General features: G+C 31.4%; 16 protein-coding genes. 12 read left to right on the top strand and 4 right to left on the bottom strand.

Annotated features, from left to right (window positions below; genetic code table 11):
• The first annotated feature begins 157 nt into the window (after positions 1–157).
• The 9 genes from SYNTR_RS07425 (at position 158) to aroF (ending at position 9,531) form a co-directional block, all read left to right on the top strand.
• The gene (locus SYNTR_RS07425) at positions 158–2,050 is read left to right on the top strand and encodes an aldehyde ferredoxin oxidoreductase family protein (protein WP_156203919.1); all 1,893 of its coding nucleotides are present in this window, start codon (positions 158–160) and stop codon (positions 2,048–2,050) included.
• Between the two features lie 147 nt (positions 2,051–2,197).
• On the top strand, positions 2,198–3,670 hold the full coding sequence (locus SYNTR_RS07420; RefSeq protein WP_156203918.1) for an anthranilate synthase component I family protein: 1,473 nt from the start codon (positions 2,198–2,200) through the stop codon (positions 3,668–3,670).
• Entirely contained in the window at positions 3,667–4,260 is a 594-nt protein-coding gene (locus tag SYNTR_RS07415; protein ID WP_156203917.1) for an anthranilate synthase component II, read from the top strand. The genes SYNTR_RS07420 and SYNTR_RS07415 overlap by 4 nt, the downstream gene beginning before the upstream one ends.
• Before the next feature lie 61 nt (positions 4,261–4,321).
• Positions 4,322–5,344: an anthranilate phosphoribosyltransferase gene (gene trpD / locus SYNTR_RS07410; RefSeq protein WP_156203916.1), complete on the top strand. Its 1,023-nt coding sequence runs from the start codon at positions 4,322–4,324 to the stop codon at positions 5,342–5,344.
• Positions 5,338–6,111 (top strand): indole-3-glycerol phosphate synthase TrpC, encoded by a 774-nt coding sequence (gene trpC / locus SYNTR_RS07405; RefSeq protein WP_156203915.1) that lies wholly within the window; start codon positions 5,338–5,340, stop codon positions 6,109–6,111. Before trpD ends, trpC begins: the two co-directional genes overlap by 7 nt.
• Positions 6,112–6,113: 2 nt before the next feature.
• Positions 6,114–6,731 (top strand): phosphoribosylanthranilate isomerase, encoded by a 618-nt coding sequence (locus SYNTR_RS07400; protein WP_156203914.1) that lies wholly within the window; start codon positions 6,114–6,116, stop codon positions 6,729–6,731.
• Positions 6,728–7,924: a tryptophan synthase subunit beta gene (gene trpB, locus SYNTR_RS07395; RefSeq protein ID WP_156203913.1), complete on the top strand. Its 1,197-nt coding sequence runs from the start codon at positions 6,728–6,730 to the stop codon at positions 7,922–7,924. The genes SYNTR_RS07400 and trpB overlap by 4 nt, the downstream gene beginning before the upstream one ends.
• Positions 7,911–8,693 carry a tryptophan synthase subunit alpha gene (trpA, locus tag SYNTR_RS07390; RefSeq protein ID WP_156203912.1) on the top strand — a complete coding sequence of 261 codons (783 nt, stop codon included), beginning with the start codon at positions 7,911–7,913 and terminating at the stop codon, positions 8,691–8,693. Before trpB ends, trpA begins: the two co-directional genes overlap by 14 nt.
• Positions 8,694–8,709: 16 nt before the next feature.
• Positions 8,710–9,531 carry a 3-deoxy-7-phosphoheptulonate synthase gene (gene aroF / locus SYNTR_RS07385; protein WP_156203911.1) on the top strand — a complete coding sequence of 274 codons (822 nt, stop codon included), beginning with the start codon at positions 8,710–8,712 and terminating at the stop codon, positions 9,529–9,531.
• A 50-nt stretch (positions 9,532–9,581) separates the two neighbouring features.
• On the opposite strand, the gene SYNTR_RS07380 is transcribed toward aroF, so the two are convergent.
• Positions 9,582–10,457 carry an MBL fold metallo-hydrolase gene (locus tag SYNTR_RS07380; protein ID WP_156203910.1) on the bottom strand — a complete coding sequence of 292 codons (876 nt, stop codon included), beginning with the start codon at positions 10,455–10,457 and terminating at the stop codon, positions 9,582–9,584.
• A 150-nt stretch (positions 10,458–10,607) separates the two neighbouring features.
• Here SYNTR_RS07380 and SYNTR_RS07375 point away from each other — a divergent pair, with 150 nt between their 5' ends.
• Together SYNTR_RS07375 and SYNTR_RS07370 are read left to right on the top strand one after the other, a co-directional pair.
• Positions 10,608–11,354 carry an acyl-[acyl-carrier-protein] thioesterase gene (locus SYNTR_RS07375; RefSeq protein WP_156203909.1) on the top strand — a complete coding sequence of 249 codons (747 nt, stop codon included), beginning with the start codon at positions 10,608–10,610 and terminating at the stop codon, positions 11,352–11,354.
• Between the two features lie 113 nt (positions 11,355–11,467).
• On the top strand, positions 11,468–12,568 hold the full coding sequence (locus tag SYNTR_RS07370; protein ID WP_156203908.1) for an HD-GYP domain-containing protein: 1,101 nt from the start codon (positions 11,468–11,470) through the stop codon (positions 12,566–12,568).
• 13 nt (positions 12,569–12,581) lie between these two features.
• Here SYNTR_RS07370 and SYNTR_RS07365 read toward each other — a convergent pair whose 3' ends face one another.
• From SYNTR_RS07365 to SYNTR_RS07355, 3 genes are all read right to left on the bottom strand, one after another.
• Positions 12,582–13,247: a DUF1287 domain-containing protein gene (locus tag SYNTR_RS07365; RefSeq protein ID WP_197079055.1), complete on the bottom strand. Its 666-nt coding sequence runs from the start codon at positions 13,245–13,247 to the stop codon at positions 12,582–12,584.
• Between the two features lie 70 nt (positions 13,248–13,317).
• Positions 13,318–14,664, bottom strand: coding sequence for a CAP-associated domain-containing protein (locus SYNTR_RS07360; RefSeq protein ID WP_156203907.1), 1,347 nt, complete (start codon positions 14,662–14,664; stop codon positions 13,318–13,320).
• A gap of 88 nt (positions 14,665–14,752) precedes the next feature.
• Complete coding sequence (locus tag SYNTR_RS07355; RefSeq protein WP_156203906.1) at positions 14,753–14,995, bottom strand: hypothetical protein; 243 nt, start codon at positions 14,993–14,995, stop codon at positions 14,753–14,755.
• 238 nt (positions 14,996–15,233) lie between these two features.
• Here SYNTR_RS07355 and SYNTR_RS07350 point away from each other — a divergent pair, with 238 nt between their 5' ends.
• Positions 15,234–15,380, top strand: coding sequence for a hypothetical protein (locus SYNTR_RS07350; protein WP_156203905.1), 147 nt, complete (start codon positions 15,234–15,236; stop codon positions 15,378–15,380).
• The last annotated feature ends 20 nt before the right edge of the window (positions 15,381–15,400 follow it).

The following is a 15,400-nucleotide window of genomic DNA, read 5'->3' as shown; positions in this document are numbered from 1 at the left end:
TAATTTTGTTAATAAGTGTTACAATGGTACTTACCTATTTTAAACATTACTTACTGTAAGACTATTTTTAATTTTAAAAGAATAATAATATAAAACAATGGTAAGATGTTAGGTTTTTATAAATTTAATTCACAAATAATACTTTGGGGGGATATGATTGAACAAACTTGGTGGTTACATGGGTAAAGTATTACTAGTGGATTTAACAACTAATAGTATTAATGATTATCCATGGAGCGATAATGATAGAGAGATGTATTTAGGTGGAAAAATTATGGCAGCAAAGATATTATACGATAATATAAAAACCCCAATAGATGCTTTTTCACCTGATAATTTATTATGTATTACTACAAGCCCGCTTAACGGTTCAGGCACACCTAGCTCTAATAGATTTAACATATCTACTATATCGCCACTTACTGGACTTCTTACTTCATCTAATTGTGGTGGAAGTTTTGGCTTACATTTAAAAAAAGCAGGATATGATGGTTTAATAATTAAGGGGAAATCTAAAACTCCAGTATGGATTGAAATAAAAGAAGACTTTGTAAAAATACATGATGCTACGGAATTATGGGGTAAATCAACTAGCTCGACTCAGGCAGTACTTCCTAAATTTAAAGGAAAAATAGTAATTGGTCCTGCAGGTGAGAATAAAGTTCGCTATGCATCTATTTTTAGCCAAGAACGAGTTGCAGGACGTGGTGGTGTAGGTGCAGTCATGGGTTCTAAAAATTTGAAGGCTATAACTGCAGAAGGAAATAAAAAAACTCCTATAGCTAATAAACAGGATGCTATAAAATTAAATAAAAAGTTTGTTAAATTGCTAAAAAACCATTCTATAACGGGAAAAGAATTACCTGAACTAGGAACAGCGAATTTAATAAGAAAAATGCAAGCTAATAAGCAACTGGCTACAAGAAACTATAGATATGGTAGATTTAATGATTATCATTTAGTATCAGGTGAATACATGAAAGAAAACTTTTTGATAAGAAATACTGGATGTATTGGATGTCCTATTAAATGCTCGAGAGTAGTTGAATTTAATGGAAAGCATGTAAGAGGACCAGAATTAGAAACTCTTGGTCTGTTGGGACCAAATTTAAAAAATAATAATTTAGAATTAATAATTAGATGGAATTATATTTTGGATGAATTAGGGATGGATACAATAAGCACCGGAGGGGTTATTGGCTTTGCTATGGAACTATCTGAAAATGGCTTATGGGATTGTGATTTAAAATTTGGTGAAGTAGAGAATATAGAAGAATTATTGTATGACATAGCATATAGAAAAGGAATAGGAGATTTATTAGCTGAAGGTGTAAAAAGATTGAGTGAAATAATGGGTGGTGAAAATTATGCTATCCATTCTAAAGGATTAGAACTTGCTGCTTATGAACCTAGAGGAGCAGTAGGGCAGGGTCTAGGTTATGCAGTTAGTAACCGTGGAGGATGTCATATTAATGGCGGATATTTAATTTTTCTTGAAGGACTTGGACTTGGGATGGATCCTTATACCACTAAAGCAAAAGCTGAATTTACAATGCTTCAACAAGACTTATTAGAAGCTGTATCAGCAGGTGGAACCTGTATATTTACAACCTATGCTACAATGCCTAGTAGCTTGATAAATGAATGTGGCTCTGTTTTGAGTGATTTCACAGGTAAAGTTATAAAGCATTCTGGATTTAGTGCAGCAATAATTAATAGTTCAATTATTGATAATATGCCAATCCACATTCCAACCCTTCCACATACAAAGGTATTAACAGCAGTAACAGGAATTAATATTACTTTTCCTATCCTAAAAAAAATTGGGGAAAGAGGATATAATATTGAAAGATTATTTAATATAAGAATGGGATTAACTAAAAATGATGACAGATTACCACATAGATTAGTGAAAGAATGTCAAGTACCAGCAGATAAAAGAAGTCGAGTTCCATTAGACGTACTAAAAAAAGAGTATTATCGGAAACGTGGATGGGATGAAAATGGCAAACCTACGGAAAAATTATTGAATTACTTAGGCCTAAATTAAGTGTATCTGTCTCAATTTAAATATAACTATTTGTGAAACTTATTTGACAGATTAATAATATTTTTATATACTTGAGTTTGTAATAACAATTGAATAAATTTTTACCTAGATGAGAAGAGTTAAGAGATGAGTTGAGGAGAGAGTGAGATGAGTAGATTTATGTATTCTAATACCAGTACTCGTGTAGGTACTGGTTTTTATTTGTCATTTTTAGATTTTTATAACCAAGCAAAAACATATGATTATATACCAATATATGGTGAATTTAAGGTTGAGGAGCTTGATAGTTCATTATTATATGAGAAATTAAATTTAACTTCTCCTTCCTGTATACTAGAAAGTTTAATAGGTGATGAAAATGGAAGGTACTCAATAATTGCTTTCCATTCATTAAAGGAAATTACTAATAGCATATCTACAACGGCCCAAGAACAAATAAGGTCATTTCTTAAAAATTCCAAAATTAAAAAATTAGATTTTGACCACTTTACAGGTGGTTTTATTGGAGTGTGGGATTATGATTACACATCATATAAATACACAAACCAAGTAATTAATAATTATATATATGGGCAAAAATTTTTCTTGCCTGGAAAAATTATTGTTTATGATCGTATAGAGCAAAAACTGAGGATAATGTTTTGGTTTAAAGGTCAAGAAATTAACACAGAACAATATGAAAATGCTATAAAAGAGATAAATGAAATTTATAATTTAGCGTACTCAGAATGTTGTTTTAAAAAAAAATATTCAATTAATGTTAGATACAACGATAATGAAATAGTTGATAAATTTCAAAGCAATGTAAGCAAAAGTAAGTTTATGAATTTTGTAAACCGAGCTAAAAAACACATTAACCAAGGAGATGTGTTTCAAGTAGTTTTATCTAGACGTTTTAGTAAAAAAAGCCATGCATTACCTTGGAGTGTCTACCGAATTATGCGACAAATAAATCCATCTCCATATATGTTCTATATCAATTTTTCAGACTATACTTTAATAGGTGCGTCACCGGAGACTCAGGTTAAAGTAGAGAATAATAAAGTTATTAATAAACCTATAGCAGGTACTCGTAAAATCACAGGAAATGAAGATCAAGATAAAATAATAAAAGAAGAATTACTAAATGATGAAAAAGAAAGAGCTGAACATCTAATGTTAGTTGATCTTTCAAGAAATGACATTGGTCGTATAAGTAAAACAGGTACTGTTGAAATAAAAAAGTTTATGGTTCTAGAGCCATATTCACATGTTGTGCATATTGTTTCAACTGTCGAAGGAGAAATAAAACAGGGATTAGATAACCTAGATGCATTTAAATCCTGTTTTCCTGCTGGCACTCTTACAGGAGCGCCCAAGATAAAAGCAATTGAACTCATTAAAGATATAGAAAAGGACTCTAGAGGACTTTATGGGGGTTCAGTTGGTTATATTGATTTTAATGGAAACCTAGATTCTTGTATAACTATAAGAGCTATTTTATATAAGAAGGGCACTTATTATTTTCAAACAGGTGCGGGAATAGTTGCTGATTCGGTACCTGAAGCGGAGTTTGAAGAGACACTTCATAAAGCACGTGTTCTAATGATTTCAATCTTGATGGCGGAGGAGATAAAATGATTTTAATGATTGATAATTATGATTCTTTCACATATAACATTGTCCAGTATATGGAGGAATTAGGTGAAGATTTAAAGGTTGTATATAATGATGAAATTAGTGTTGAAGAGATAGAAGAAATTAAACCAGAGGCTATTATTATTTCACCTGGTCCTTCTGGACCTGAGCAATCTGGAGTTTGCTTAGATGTAATAGCTAGGTTTTATAATCAGATTCCTATTTTAGGTGTGTGTTTAGGACACCAATGTATAGGTTATGTGTTTGGTGCAGAAGTATTTGTGAATGAAAGATTAATGCATGGAAAAACATCAAATATATATCACAATAAAACAGGCTTATACCATAGTTTGCCATATCCTTTTACCGCAGCACGCTATAATTCACTAATAATTAATGAAAACAATTTACCTGAATGCCTAAAAATAACATCTAGAAGTGAATTTAGCGAGGTTATGGGAATTAAACATATCAAATATCCAGTAGAGGGGGTGCAATTTCATCCGGAATCGATTATGACAACAGAGGGAAAAAACTTATTAGCCAACTTTATTAAAGTGAAGAACGATTGGAATGTTAAGAAACTAGCTTAAAAAAATTTCTTAACAGAAGAAGAGAAAAGAACAGATAAGAAGAGATGAGAGGAGAAAAAATATGTTTAGAGACTATGCTAAACGCATTATTAGCGGAGAGCATCTTTTAAGTGATGATGCATATAAAGTAGCTGAACAACTACTAAATAATGATGTTGATGCAGTTGAGGCTGCAGTATTTTTAATTGCTTTACGAACTCGCAAGGAAAGCGAAGATGAAATTATAGGCTTTGTAAATGGATTAAAAGATCGTTCCATAAAGCTAGAAACTGATTTTGAACTACTTGATACATGCGGTACGGGAGGAGATGGATTAAACACATTTAATATTTCTACAGCAGCGGCTTTAGTAACTGCTAGTTGTGGAGTTTCTGTAGCTAAGCATGGCAATAGAGCTATCAGCAGTGCTTGTGGAAGTGCTGATGTTCTAGAGGCTTTGGGTGTTAAAATTGATCTTACACCTGATGACAGCAAACGATTACTGGATAAGACAGGTATAACATTTTTGTTTGCCCCATATTATCATCCACTTCTTAAAAAATTAGCTCCATTACGGAAACATATTGGAGTTCCTACTATATTTAATTTTCTTGGACCACTTTTAAACCCATTTCAACTTACTTATCAAGTATTAGGCGTATCCGATGTTAACTTACAAGAAACCATGGCTAAAGCCTTACAAAAGCTAGGTCGTAAAAGATCAATGGTTATACATGCATGTAATGGGATGGATGAGATTAGTCCAACTGGATTAACTCGTGTTTATGAGTGTCATGGAAACAAGCTTAAATTTTATCATATAGATCCACAAAAATTTAAAATAAATTCTATTCAATTAAAAGACATCAAAGGCACTAATGCAAAGCAAAATGCCAGTATTATTTATAAATTACTAAGTGGTGAAAAAGGACCATGTCTTGATGTTGTATTACTGAATGCGGCTGCTTCTTTAATGATAGCTAATAAAGCAAAAAGCATGACTGAAGCAATCTTAATTGCACAAGAAGCTATCGACTCAGGAAAGGCCTTAAGCACCTTAAGATCAGTGATTTCCTATAGCAGAGATCAGGTGGTCATATGTTAGATAGTATTATAAATATAAAAAGGGAAGAAATTAAACTCTTAAAAAAAGAGTTGAAGATAGAAAAATATTTTCCAGGTTTAGATAACAGAAAATTTTTAGATTCACTAAAAAGAGAAAATGGCGTTATATCAGTTATAGCTGAAGTAAAAAAGGCTTCACCGGTTAAGGGAGTTTTATGTAATCAATTTGATCCAGTTGAACTTGCTGATATATATGAAAAGAATGGAGCTACAGCTATATCAGTTATAACTGATAATAAATATTTTTTAGGTGAAAAAGAATATTTATCATTAGTAAAAAAAACTGTTGATGTACCTATTCTGCGTAAAGATTTTATTATTGATGAATTACAGCTTTATGAAACAGCAGTACTAGGGGCAGATGCAGTATTATTAATATCTCGTATTCTTGATTATAATGTTCTACTTAATCTAGTTGAAAAATGTTTTAAGTTGGGTGTAGAACCTTTTGTAGAAGTTCATGATAGAGCAGATATTAATAAATGTTTGGATACACCAGTAAAGGTTATTGGAATAAACAATAGAAATTTAAAAGATTTTACAGTAAGTATAGACTCAACTTTAGAGTTAATTGAATATATTCCAAATTCAATAGTTAAAGTCAGTGAAAGTGGAATCAAAAGCCAAAGAGACTTGGTTCTTTTAGAAAAAGCAGGAGTAAATGCGGTTTTAGTTGGTGAGTCAATTGTTGTGGCTGATAATATCCCCGCAAAGGTTAAAGAGCTAGCCTATTATCGGGAGGCGTAGCTATGACTAAAATTAAAATTTGCGGAATTACATGCTATGAGGATGCTCTAAAAGCAAAAAAAGCAGGTGCTTGGGCAATAGGTGAAATTTTTGCACCATCTTCTAGAAGAATCACTATTGAGAAGGCAGCATTTATAAATCATAAGATAGGTGATGGAATAGCTAAAGTCGGAGTTTTTGTAAATGAGTCAATTGATAATGTCAATACAGTAGCTAAAGAGTGTAATCTTGATTTTGTACAGCTACATGGCGATGAAAATAAAGATTATGTAAAAGAGCTTAATATTCCTGTTATTAAAGCTTTTGCAGTTAATAAAAAAATAACACCATTAGACTTAAAAGATTGGTCAGTATTTGCCTATCTTTTTGATACGTATAGTTTGAATAAACGAGGTGGTACTGGTAAAACGTTTGATTGGAGTTTAATAGAGGATATTATTAGTTGTTATAGAGTAATAATTGCTGGGGGTTTAACCCCAACAAATATCGGGTATGTAGTTAAAAAATTTAAACCATATGCTGTAGATGTTTCTAGTGGTGTTGAATCTATACAAGGAATTAAGGATACACAAAGGATTGATGAATTTATTTTTAAGGTAAAGGAGGCACAAAAATTATGATGCCAAATAATAAAGGATATTTTGGAAATTATGGTGGTAGATTTGTACCAGAAACATTAATACCAGCTCTAGATCAACTAGACAAAGCATATAAGCAAGTAAATTTAGATAATGATTTTAAAAATACAGTTAAACATTATTTAGCTAACTATGTGGGCAGAAAGACTCCACTTTATTACGCTAGTCGGTTAACAAACGAAATAGGTGGTGCAAAAATATATCTTAAAAGAGAAGACCTAAACCATACTGGTTCACATAAAATTAATAATACTATTGGTCAAGCACTTTTAGCCCAAAAAATAGGCAAAAAGCGTTTAATAGCTGAAACTGGAGCTGGTCAGCACGGAGTAGCAACAGCTACAGCAGCGGCTGTGCTAGGGTTAGAGTGTACAGTATATATGGGAGCAAAGGATGTTAAGAGACAAAAACTAAATGTATTTAGAATGAAAATGCTTGGTGCTGAAGTAATACCGGTTTCCAGTGGAAGTCAAACACTTAAAGATGCTACAAACGAAGCTTTTCGTGACTATATAGCAAGTTTTGAATATTCTTATTTTGTGATTGGCTCAGTAGTAGGACCACATCCTTATCCAATGATTGTACGTGATATGCAGTCTATTATTGGAAAAGAGGTCCGTGAACAAATATTAGAAGTAGAAAATAGATTACCTGACAGTATTATTGCTTGTGTTGGGGGAGGTAGCAATTCAATAGGAATATTTTATGATTTTATACATGATAATACCGAGCTTATTGGAGTTGAAGGTGGAGGAAAAGGCATAGAGACAAAAGAACACTGTGCAACTTTAAATAAAGGTACGAGTGGAATATTGCATGGATCACTTAGTATTTTGCTTCAGGAAGAGAACGGACATTTACTCCCAACTCACTCAATTTCAGCAGGTTTAGATTATCCTGGAGTTGGTCCAGAGCATGCTTTTTTAAAAGAGCAAGAAAGAGTTGAATATGTAAGTATAACAGATAAGGAAGCACTTGAAGCCTTTAAAACTCTAAGTCAAACTGAGGGAATTATACCGGCTTTAGAAAGTGCCCATGCAGTTGCATATGCAATAAAAAAGGCACCTACAATGAAAAATAATGAAATAATTATAGTTAACTTATCAGGTAGAGGTGACAAAGACGTAGAATCAGTAGCTAATATTATTGAGGAGGATTTTAATGTCAATAATTAAAGATAAATTTAAAGAATTAAAAAATAAAGGAGAAATGGGATTAATAGCATTTATGATGTCAGCAATACCTAATGAGGATTTATGTCTTGACTGTATAAAGGCTTTAGAACAAGGTGGTTGTGATTTACTTGAGCTAGGTGTACCGTTTACAGATCCAGTGGCAGACGGTAAAGTGCTAGAGCGTTTTCATCATCAAGGAGTTAATAATGGATTGGATTTAGATAGGTGTTTAGATTTTATAGATAAAGTTAAAAATTCAACCAATATTCCTATAATACTTTTTTCATACTTAAATCCTATTTATAAAAAGGGTATAGATAAATGCATGAGCGAGTTAAAAGATATAGGGATTAATAATGTAATAGTACCAGATCTTCCGTTAGATGAATTATCGCGTTTAGAAGGGTTTGGGGTTGAGGTTATTCCAATGCTAGCACCAAGCAGTAGAAAAGATCGTATGGAGTTAGTGGGTAAGCGAAATGCAGATTTTATATATTGTGTTTCTAGTAGAGGAACTACAGGAGTTAAATCTTTAGAAGAAGAGGAAATAAAACAATATTTAAGTAATGTTAATATGTATACTGATTCTCCATTAGCACTAGGATTTGGGATTTCACAACCTAAACAAGCAAAACAGTTTAAAAACTTAGCAGATGCAATTGTAATAGGGAGTCACTTTGCTAACTTGATAGAAAGAAATAATAAAAAAAATACCTTACCAGCCATAATTGAAAATGAAACTATTAGTTTCAAACAGGCTTTGATATAGGAAGGGGGAGTATAAAGTGGGAGAATATAAATTAGCCTCCAAAGAAAAATTAAATCAAAATACAATAATAAAAATTAAAGATACATTAATAGGAGAAGGATATTGTACTATAATAGCTGGTCCTTGTGCTATAGAATCAAGAGATAATTATTTAGAAATAGCACAAATACTTAAGGAGATTGGTGTAGATATGCTAAGAGGGGGAGCATTTAAACCTCGAACATCTCCATATTCTTTTCAAGGTATGGGGAAGGAAGGTTTGCAGATTATTTATGAAGCAAAAATGTTAACTAACCTCCCTGCAGTAACTGAGGTTCTTGATGTTAGAGATATAGATTATGTTTATAAATATTGTGACATTATTCAAATAGGAAGCAGAAATATGCAAAACTTTTCGTTACTAAAAGAGGTTGGAAAAATAGATAAACCAGTTATTGTTAAAAGAGGATTATCTGCAACTATTGATGAATGGCTACTTGCTGCGGAGTATGTACTAAATATGGGCAATGAACAGGTGATTCTTTGTGAGAGGGGTATTCGTACATTTGAGACTTTAACCAGAAATACAGTAGACATTGGAGCTGTTAGTTTGATTAAAGAGCTCTCACATTTACCTATTTTGGTTGATCCTAGTCATGCTACTGGCAAACGATCTATTATTAAGCCAGTAGCAAAAGCAGCATTAGCTGCAGGAGCAGATGGAATAATGGTAGAAGTTCATCAGAAACCAGAGGATGCATTATCTGATGGGAGTCAGTCTTTGACTCCGAAGGAGTACAAAAGTCTATATTTAGAGCTAACAAAATTTTCGCATTTGGAAAATAAACAGATTAATTAAAAATAATAAAAACCTGGGTATTCCCAGGTTTTATTATTTTTAACTATGACTTATTTAGTTACATATAAATCATTTTCTAAACTTACCAATCCTAATTTTTGTAGTCTTTCTAAATGTGTAAGTAGGGAGAGTTTTTCAAAGAAATAGAAAAAATGAGTAGGTTCACTCCATTTTCCATATATAATTTTCTTATGAGTTAGTTCATCTAGAGTTAAAGGATTTTTTAGAGCTTTTAAGATTTTTTCTTCTTTTTCATATACTTTATTTAAATAGTTACGTAATTCCCCTTGTATATTATCTGTAATAAGTCCTCTATGACCACTTACAATTGCTTCTGGATTTATTTTCATAATTTTTTCAATAGAATTAATAACTTGATCTACATCACTTACTATATGCCCATACCAAGGTCCAAAATCAGTAAGGTCTATATCACCACTAAATACGACTCCTTTATCTTCCCAAAAAAATGTACAATGCCCCGGAGTATGTCCGGGTGTGTGAACTACTTGTAGTTTGGTTTTCCCTAATTCTATAATATCGCCATCTTCAATTTTATTATGTATGGGTGAGGGGTGAAAATCTAACCAAGAAAATAATTCGGCTGCTTCTTCTTCTGAACAGTAGTCATTTATTCCAAAATATTCACAAAAAGTTGTAAAAGATTGCATTGCAGGTATGTCAGCTGGATGAGCTATTATTTTTGCATTTGGGAATAGGTGATTTGATCCACAATGGTCCTTATGAAAATGAGAATTAATTATTAAATCAACCTTTTTATCATTAAAATAATTTACAAAACTTGTGTCCATAGTTGTGTCGATAAGAGTTTTAACTTCGTCATCAAAATAAGTACAAATAGAATCTGGAAATTTACCATTTTTGTTAGCGACGATATAGGTATCGTCAAAAATTTTTTCAAACATTAAAGTACCTCCGGATGTTATTGATTCGCTATAAGTTTAACAAACATTAATATTAAATAAAAGGACTTTAAAAAACCAAACATGATTTGCACATTTTGGGTTATATCGGTATCATTTGAAATATAAATTTATTAACTTTGGAGGAAAATTATGAAATTCGAAAAAGAATTTATTATATACTATCATGATACAGATTATCTAAATAAACTTAAATTAACAAGTTTAATGAACTATTTTCAAGAAATTGCCTTTTTGCATCTTAAATCAATTAATGCTGGTATGGATACCTTAAAAGAAAACCAAGAAACTTGGATGATTTATAGATATTATATCAAAATTGAGCAGAGCCCTAAATGGCAAGATAAGTTATTTATAGAAACATGGCTTTCTCAGGCTAAAAGTTTTAAAGGTACTAGAGAGTTTGAAGTTAAAAATTCAAATAATGATATAATTGCAAAAGCTAAGTCTATTTCTTTTTTAATTGATACAGTAAAAATGAAACCTAAAAAGATAGATTCACAGAATTTTGATACTTCGATTTTAAATCCAAGACAAGCTATTGAATATGTTCCTAGTAATTTTAGTTCTTTTGATAATTATGAACATGAATGTACTTTTAATGTTCGCCAAAATGATATTGATACAAATGGGCATGTAAATAATATTATTTATGCAGATTGGTTTTTGGAAGCCATATATATGATGGGAGAGAAAAATTATAGTATAAAGGAGCTGGAAATATTATACAAGAAAGAAATAAGATATGGCCAAAAAATAACAGTAAAGATTAAGAAAATTGAAGAATCTAGTGCATATGTAACCTATAATGGACAAATTTCAAATGAGGATCATATTATTTCAGCAATTATAAAAGGAAAGATTGAAAAAGCAAGATAAACATGTTTGCTCAGCCGATTCCATAGTCTAAGTTTAGCTTTTCGCAGTGAAACCAATATTATATTTTTACGATAAAAATACTAATGAGTCAATTTTAAAGGGAGCTTTTAATAATGAGAAAACAAATTAAAGTTGTTGATTTAAAACCCGGGGAATTTCTCGGACAGGATATATATAATTCCTTTGGAAACTTACTTCTTAGAAGAGGGGTACTTATAAGTGAAGATTTTTTAAAATCTCTACAAACAAAAGGAATAGAAAATGTTTATATTGATGTATATGAAGAAAAAGAACCAAAATTGCAACAAAAAACTAACAAAAAAATAAATGAATTTAAACAACACAACTTATCACATCAAGAATTCAACAAAGTATATAAGGAAATTATTTTTGAATTAAAAAGAACAGCATTAAGAGGCAAATATAACAAGCAACTACAAAAAGAGTTGGTTAGTTCATTAGTTGATATTTTAAAAATTGTTTTTGCGACAAATGCAAATAACCATATTGATTTCTATTTTAAATGTAAACGCTTGCAGGATAATAACATGTATACTTATGAAAGTCATTCTCTAAATACAGGGATTTTATGTGCCATGATTGGTCAGTGGCTTAGTCTTAGTATGGAGGAAGTTGTTGAGGTAGCAATTACGGGATGCTTACATGATATTGGTAAAAATAGGATTCCAAATAAAATTTTAGATAAACGTAGTAAATTAAATGCTGATGAATGGAAGATAATGCAAACACATCCTATAATAGGAGCATCAATTTTAACAAAAACAGAGTGGGTAAAACCAAAAACAATTATTGGGGTACTAAGACACCATGAGCGCTTAGACGGAAGTGGTTATCCATATGGTTGTCCCGGGAGTGATATCCCACTATATGCAAGAATTGTAGCAGTTTCAGGGGCATTTGATACTATGACTTCAAATAGACCATATGCAACAGCCATGAACCCATTTGCAGCGATTGCAAACCTTAAAGACCAGTCTTTCGGTCAATTAGATGCTAAGATTACAAGATTATTATATGAAAAAATGTTAGTAAGTAATATTCAGAATAAAGTTGAACTTGCTAATGGTGATCGTGGAACAATAATATATTTAGACCCTGCTAACAAAAGTAAGCCTATTGTTAGAACAGATAGTGGTTATTATGATTTAACTCAAAAATCAGCTCCAGCTATAAAGAAAATTTTAAAAGTGTAACATTAAGAATAATTTAAGGATAGCGGTAAAAACCTATTATTTCCCATCTGTATAAACAATCTTCTTCAATGGCAACAGAGCCATTATGGATAACTAATGGAATACCTGAGGAGGTTCTCTTGTCACTTATTATACCAGTGTGTTCTTGACCATCTGGAAACTTCCAGTAAACAATATCACCCCATCTAAGCTCTTCAGGTTCAATATCTTTTGGCAGTGGTGTACCATGTCTTTCAAAAAATTTCATTTGATTAGGCACTCTCCTATGGTCGATGTTTCTATCGGGTTCTGTTAATCCCCAATTATTAGGATATATATCAAAATTATCTTTCATATCTTCATGAATAAGCTTTTGTAAATCAATATCTACATTTCTTAAGGCACGTATAATTACATCTGTGCATGCACCTCTACTCTCTGGAACATCTCCTCCAGGGTAATCAATAGCTACATAAGATGCATCATAACGTGTTTGGTTTTTGACTTCTTCCCGAGCACCGAGCAAGATTAAATCGGGGGTAGTCAATTCTTCAGGTGGTATTTGCTCAACAGGAGATTCCAAATTTAAATTATTAATATTATAAATATGAGCAATGTTTAGCTTATCCCCATAAAATATGATTAAGATAAATACACAAGCTAAGATAACAGCTAAATATCTAATGAATTTTAAAGACAAATTTAAATGCCCCCTTCCCCAACAAGAGGTGTATAAAAAAGCTTGCTTTTATTATTTGTGCTTGAGCTTATTACCTTGAGGTATAAAAGTTTTGCGTATAGTAAGTATTATAGGATCCTCCGAAAGCTGTTCCCACTCCTAAATATTTAAAATCACCTAGAATATTTTTTCGATGACCTAATGAATTCATTAAACTCTCATGAGCATGAATTGCACTTTGCTGTCCAGCGGCTATATTCTCACCAACCATTTTATACCGGATTCCATAATCATTAAATCTATTAGCTAAGGTTTTACCTTTGGGTGTGTCATGTGAAAAATAACCTCTATTCATCATATCAGAGCTATGCATTCTAGCAACATGAGCTGCATTATTACACCATTTAAAAGGACTTTTACCATGTTTAACCCTAGTAGCATTAGTTATATCAAGCATTTGCTTTTCAAAGCTTACTCTTAATTCACTATTAGGCTGTATATCTTGACGAAAAGATTCTTCAATATTCTTATCAATAATTAAAATACTAGATACTTCATGATTGCTATGTACATCGTAGAAAAAGCTAATATAGTTATCATTAATTTGGTAAACATCTCTAGTATTTTGCTCGTTAAGTAAAGAATATCTAGTTCGATTTTTAAGAATATATTGCAATGGCTCTCCATAATTTGCTCTAATATTAGCTTGGGTTGAATTAATTGATATATTATCTAATAAACTCCAATTTCTAGAATTAGTAAATAAGGCTACTATTTTACCATCCTTAATTCCTACTTGAATATAATTATAATAATCTTGGTTATAAATGTACCAATAAAACCCATATTCACTTAAATCTATCCGAGCAGGTTGACCTAGAATTTCTAACAACTTTTCCTTAGAATCTCCCATTGATAATTCAGTGGCATTTATTGTTGTTTGCTTCTTGGATTTATTGTTATTTACCTTGTAAAACTCTTTTGTTTCTAAATTGACAGCACGATTTTTTTCATCCCACTGCACTGTGGTTCCTAAGGATTCTGCAATAAACCGCAGAGGAACCATGGTTCTGTCATTTATTAATTTGGGTATAGCATCTATTTGAGTTGTTATTCCATTAACATATGCATTAGCAGAGCCAATACTAAGCTTAATGTTCGAATCAGCAGCTGTTATTTTAACTGTCTTTGTTTCTTGTAGCCATTCTACCGAACTATTATTAATAGCCTCAGCTATAAATCTAACAGGTACTAAGGTGCGGTTAGATTTAGTATCAATATAAGGTTTTTGATCAGGAAAGTCTATGTTCTTACCATTAACGAAAATCTGAACATAGTTTTCATTGGATGCTTTAATAGGAATTCCTATTAAAGAATATGTTATTAGAGCTATAGCTAAGAGAAAAAATAATGTGAATTTTATAAGATTTTTAAACACTAATACTCACTCCAAAAATTTTATAGGTATAACTATTATCGAACAAAAATTGGTTATTGCGTAGATGAAAAATATGCCAAAAAAATGCTTATTTTTTAACATCCCATGAAAACTCACATTTTTGGCAATTAAATTCTTTAGCTACAAAAACTGACCTTATGCTTAATGCAGTAAGTAGAAGTACGATAAAAAACAAATACTTGAAAAATTCATTATTTATTGCTGCTAAACCAGTAAATAATAAGGCTACCCCTGGCCACATTAATCGTTCTGTTTTAGATCCAATATGTTTTACTTCAGTGCTTTCACATTTAGGACATCTACGTTTCATTGCTGTATAGCCTCCTACTTTTTATATTATCTTTTTAATATATATTTTTAGTATTAATAATTAACATAATAAATATTGCCCAAAACTTGTCTCTATTTTTTTCTAAGCTTGTATATAAGAGATGAGTTAATTTCAGACTCTTATATGATTTTTGACAGGAAGTAAAATTTTTATTTAGCATGGAATTACCATATTTATTATAAGTATGGTAATTATATTAAAAAGGAGGGCGAATCGAGTGTTAAAAACAAAGGCAATAAGCACGATTTTAGTACTAGCATTGGTCTTCGGTTTTGGAGTAATAGGGTGTGATCAACCAGATGATCTTTATGAAGAAGATGTACAACAAGAAGATGTAGTAGAGCCAGAAAATGGTGATTTTTAATAATACTGCAAAAGTAGGTT

Origin of the sequence: Candidatus Syntrophocurvum alkaliphilum (genome assembly GCF_009734445.1) — a bacterium.
GTDB lineage: Bacteria > Bacillota > Syntrophomonadia > Syntrophomonadales > Syntrophomonadaceae > Syntrophocurvum > Syntrophocurvum alkaliphilum.
This window is presented reverse-complemented; position numbering and strand designations above follow the sequence as displayed.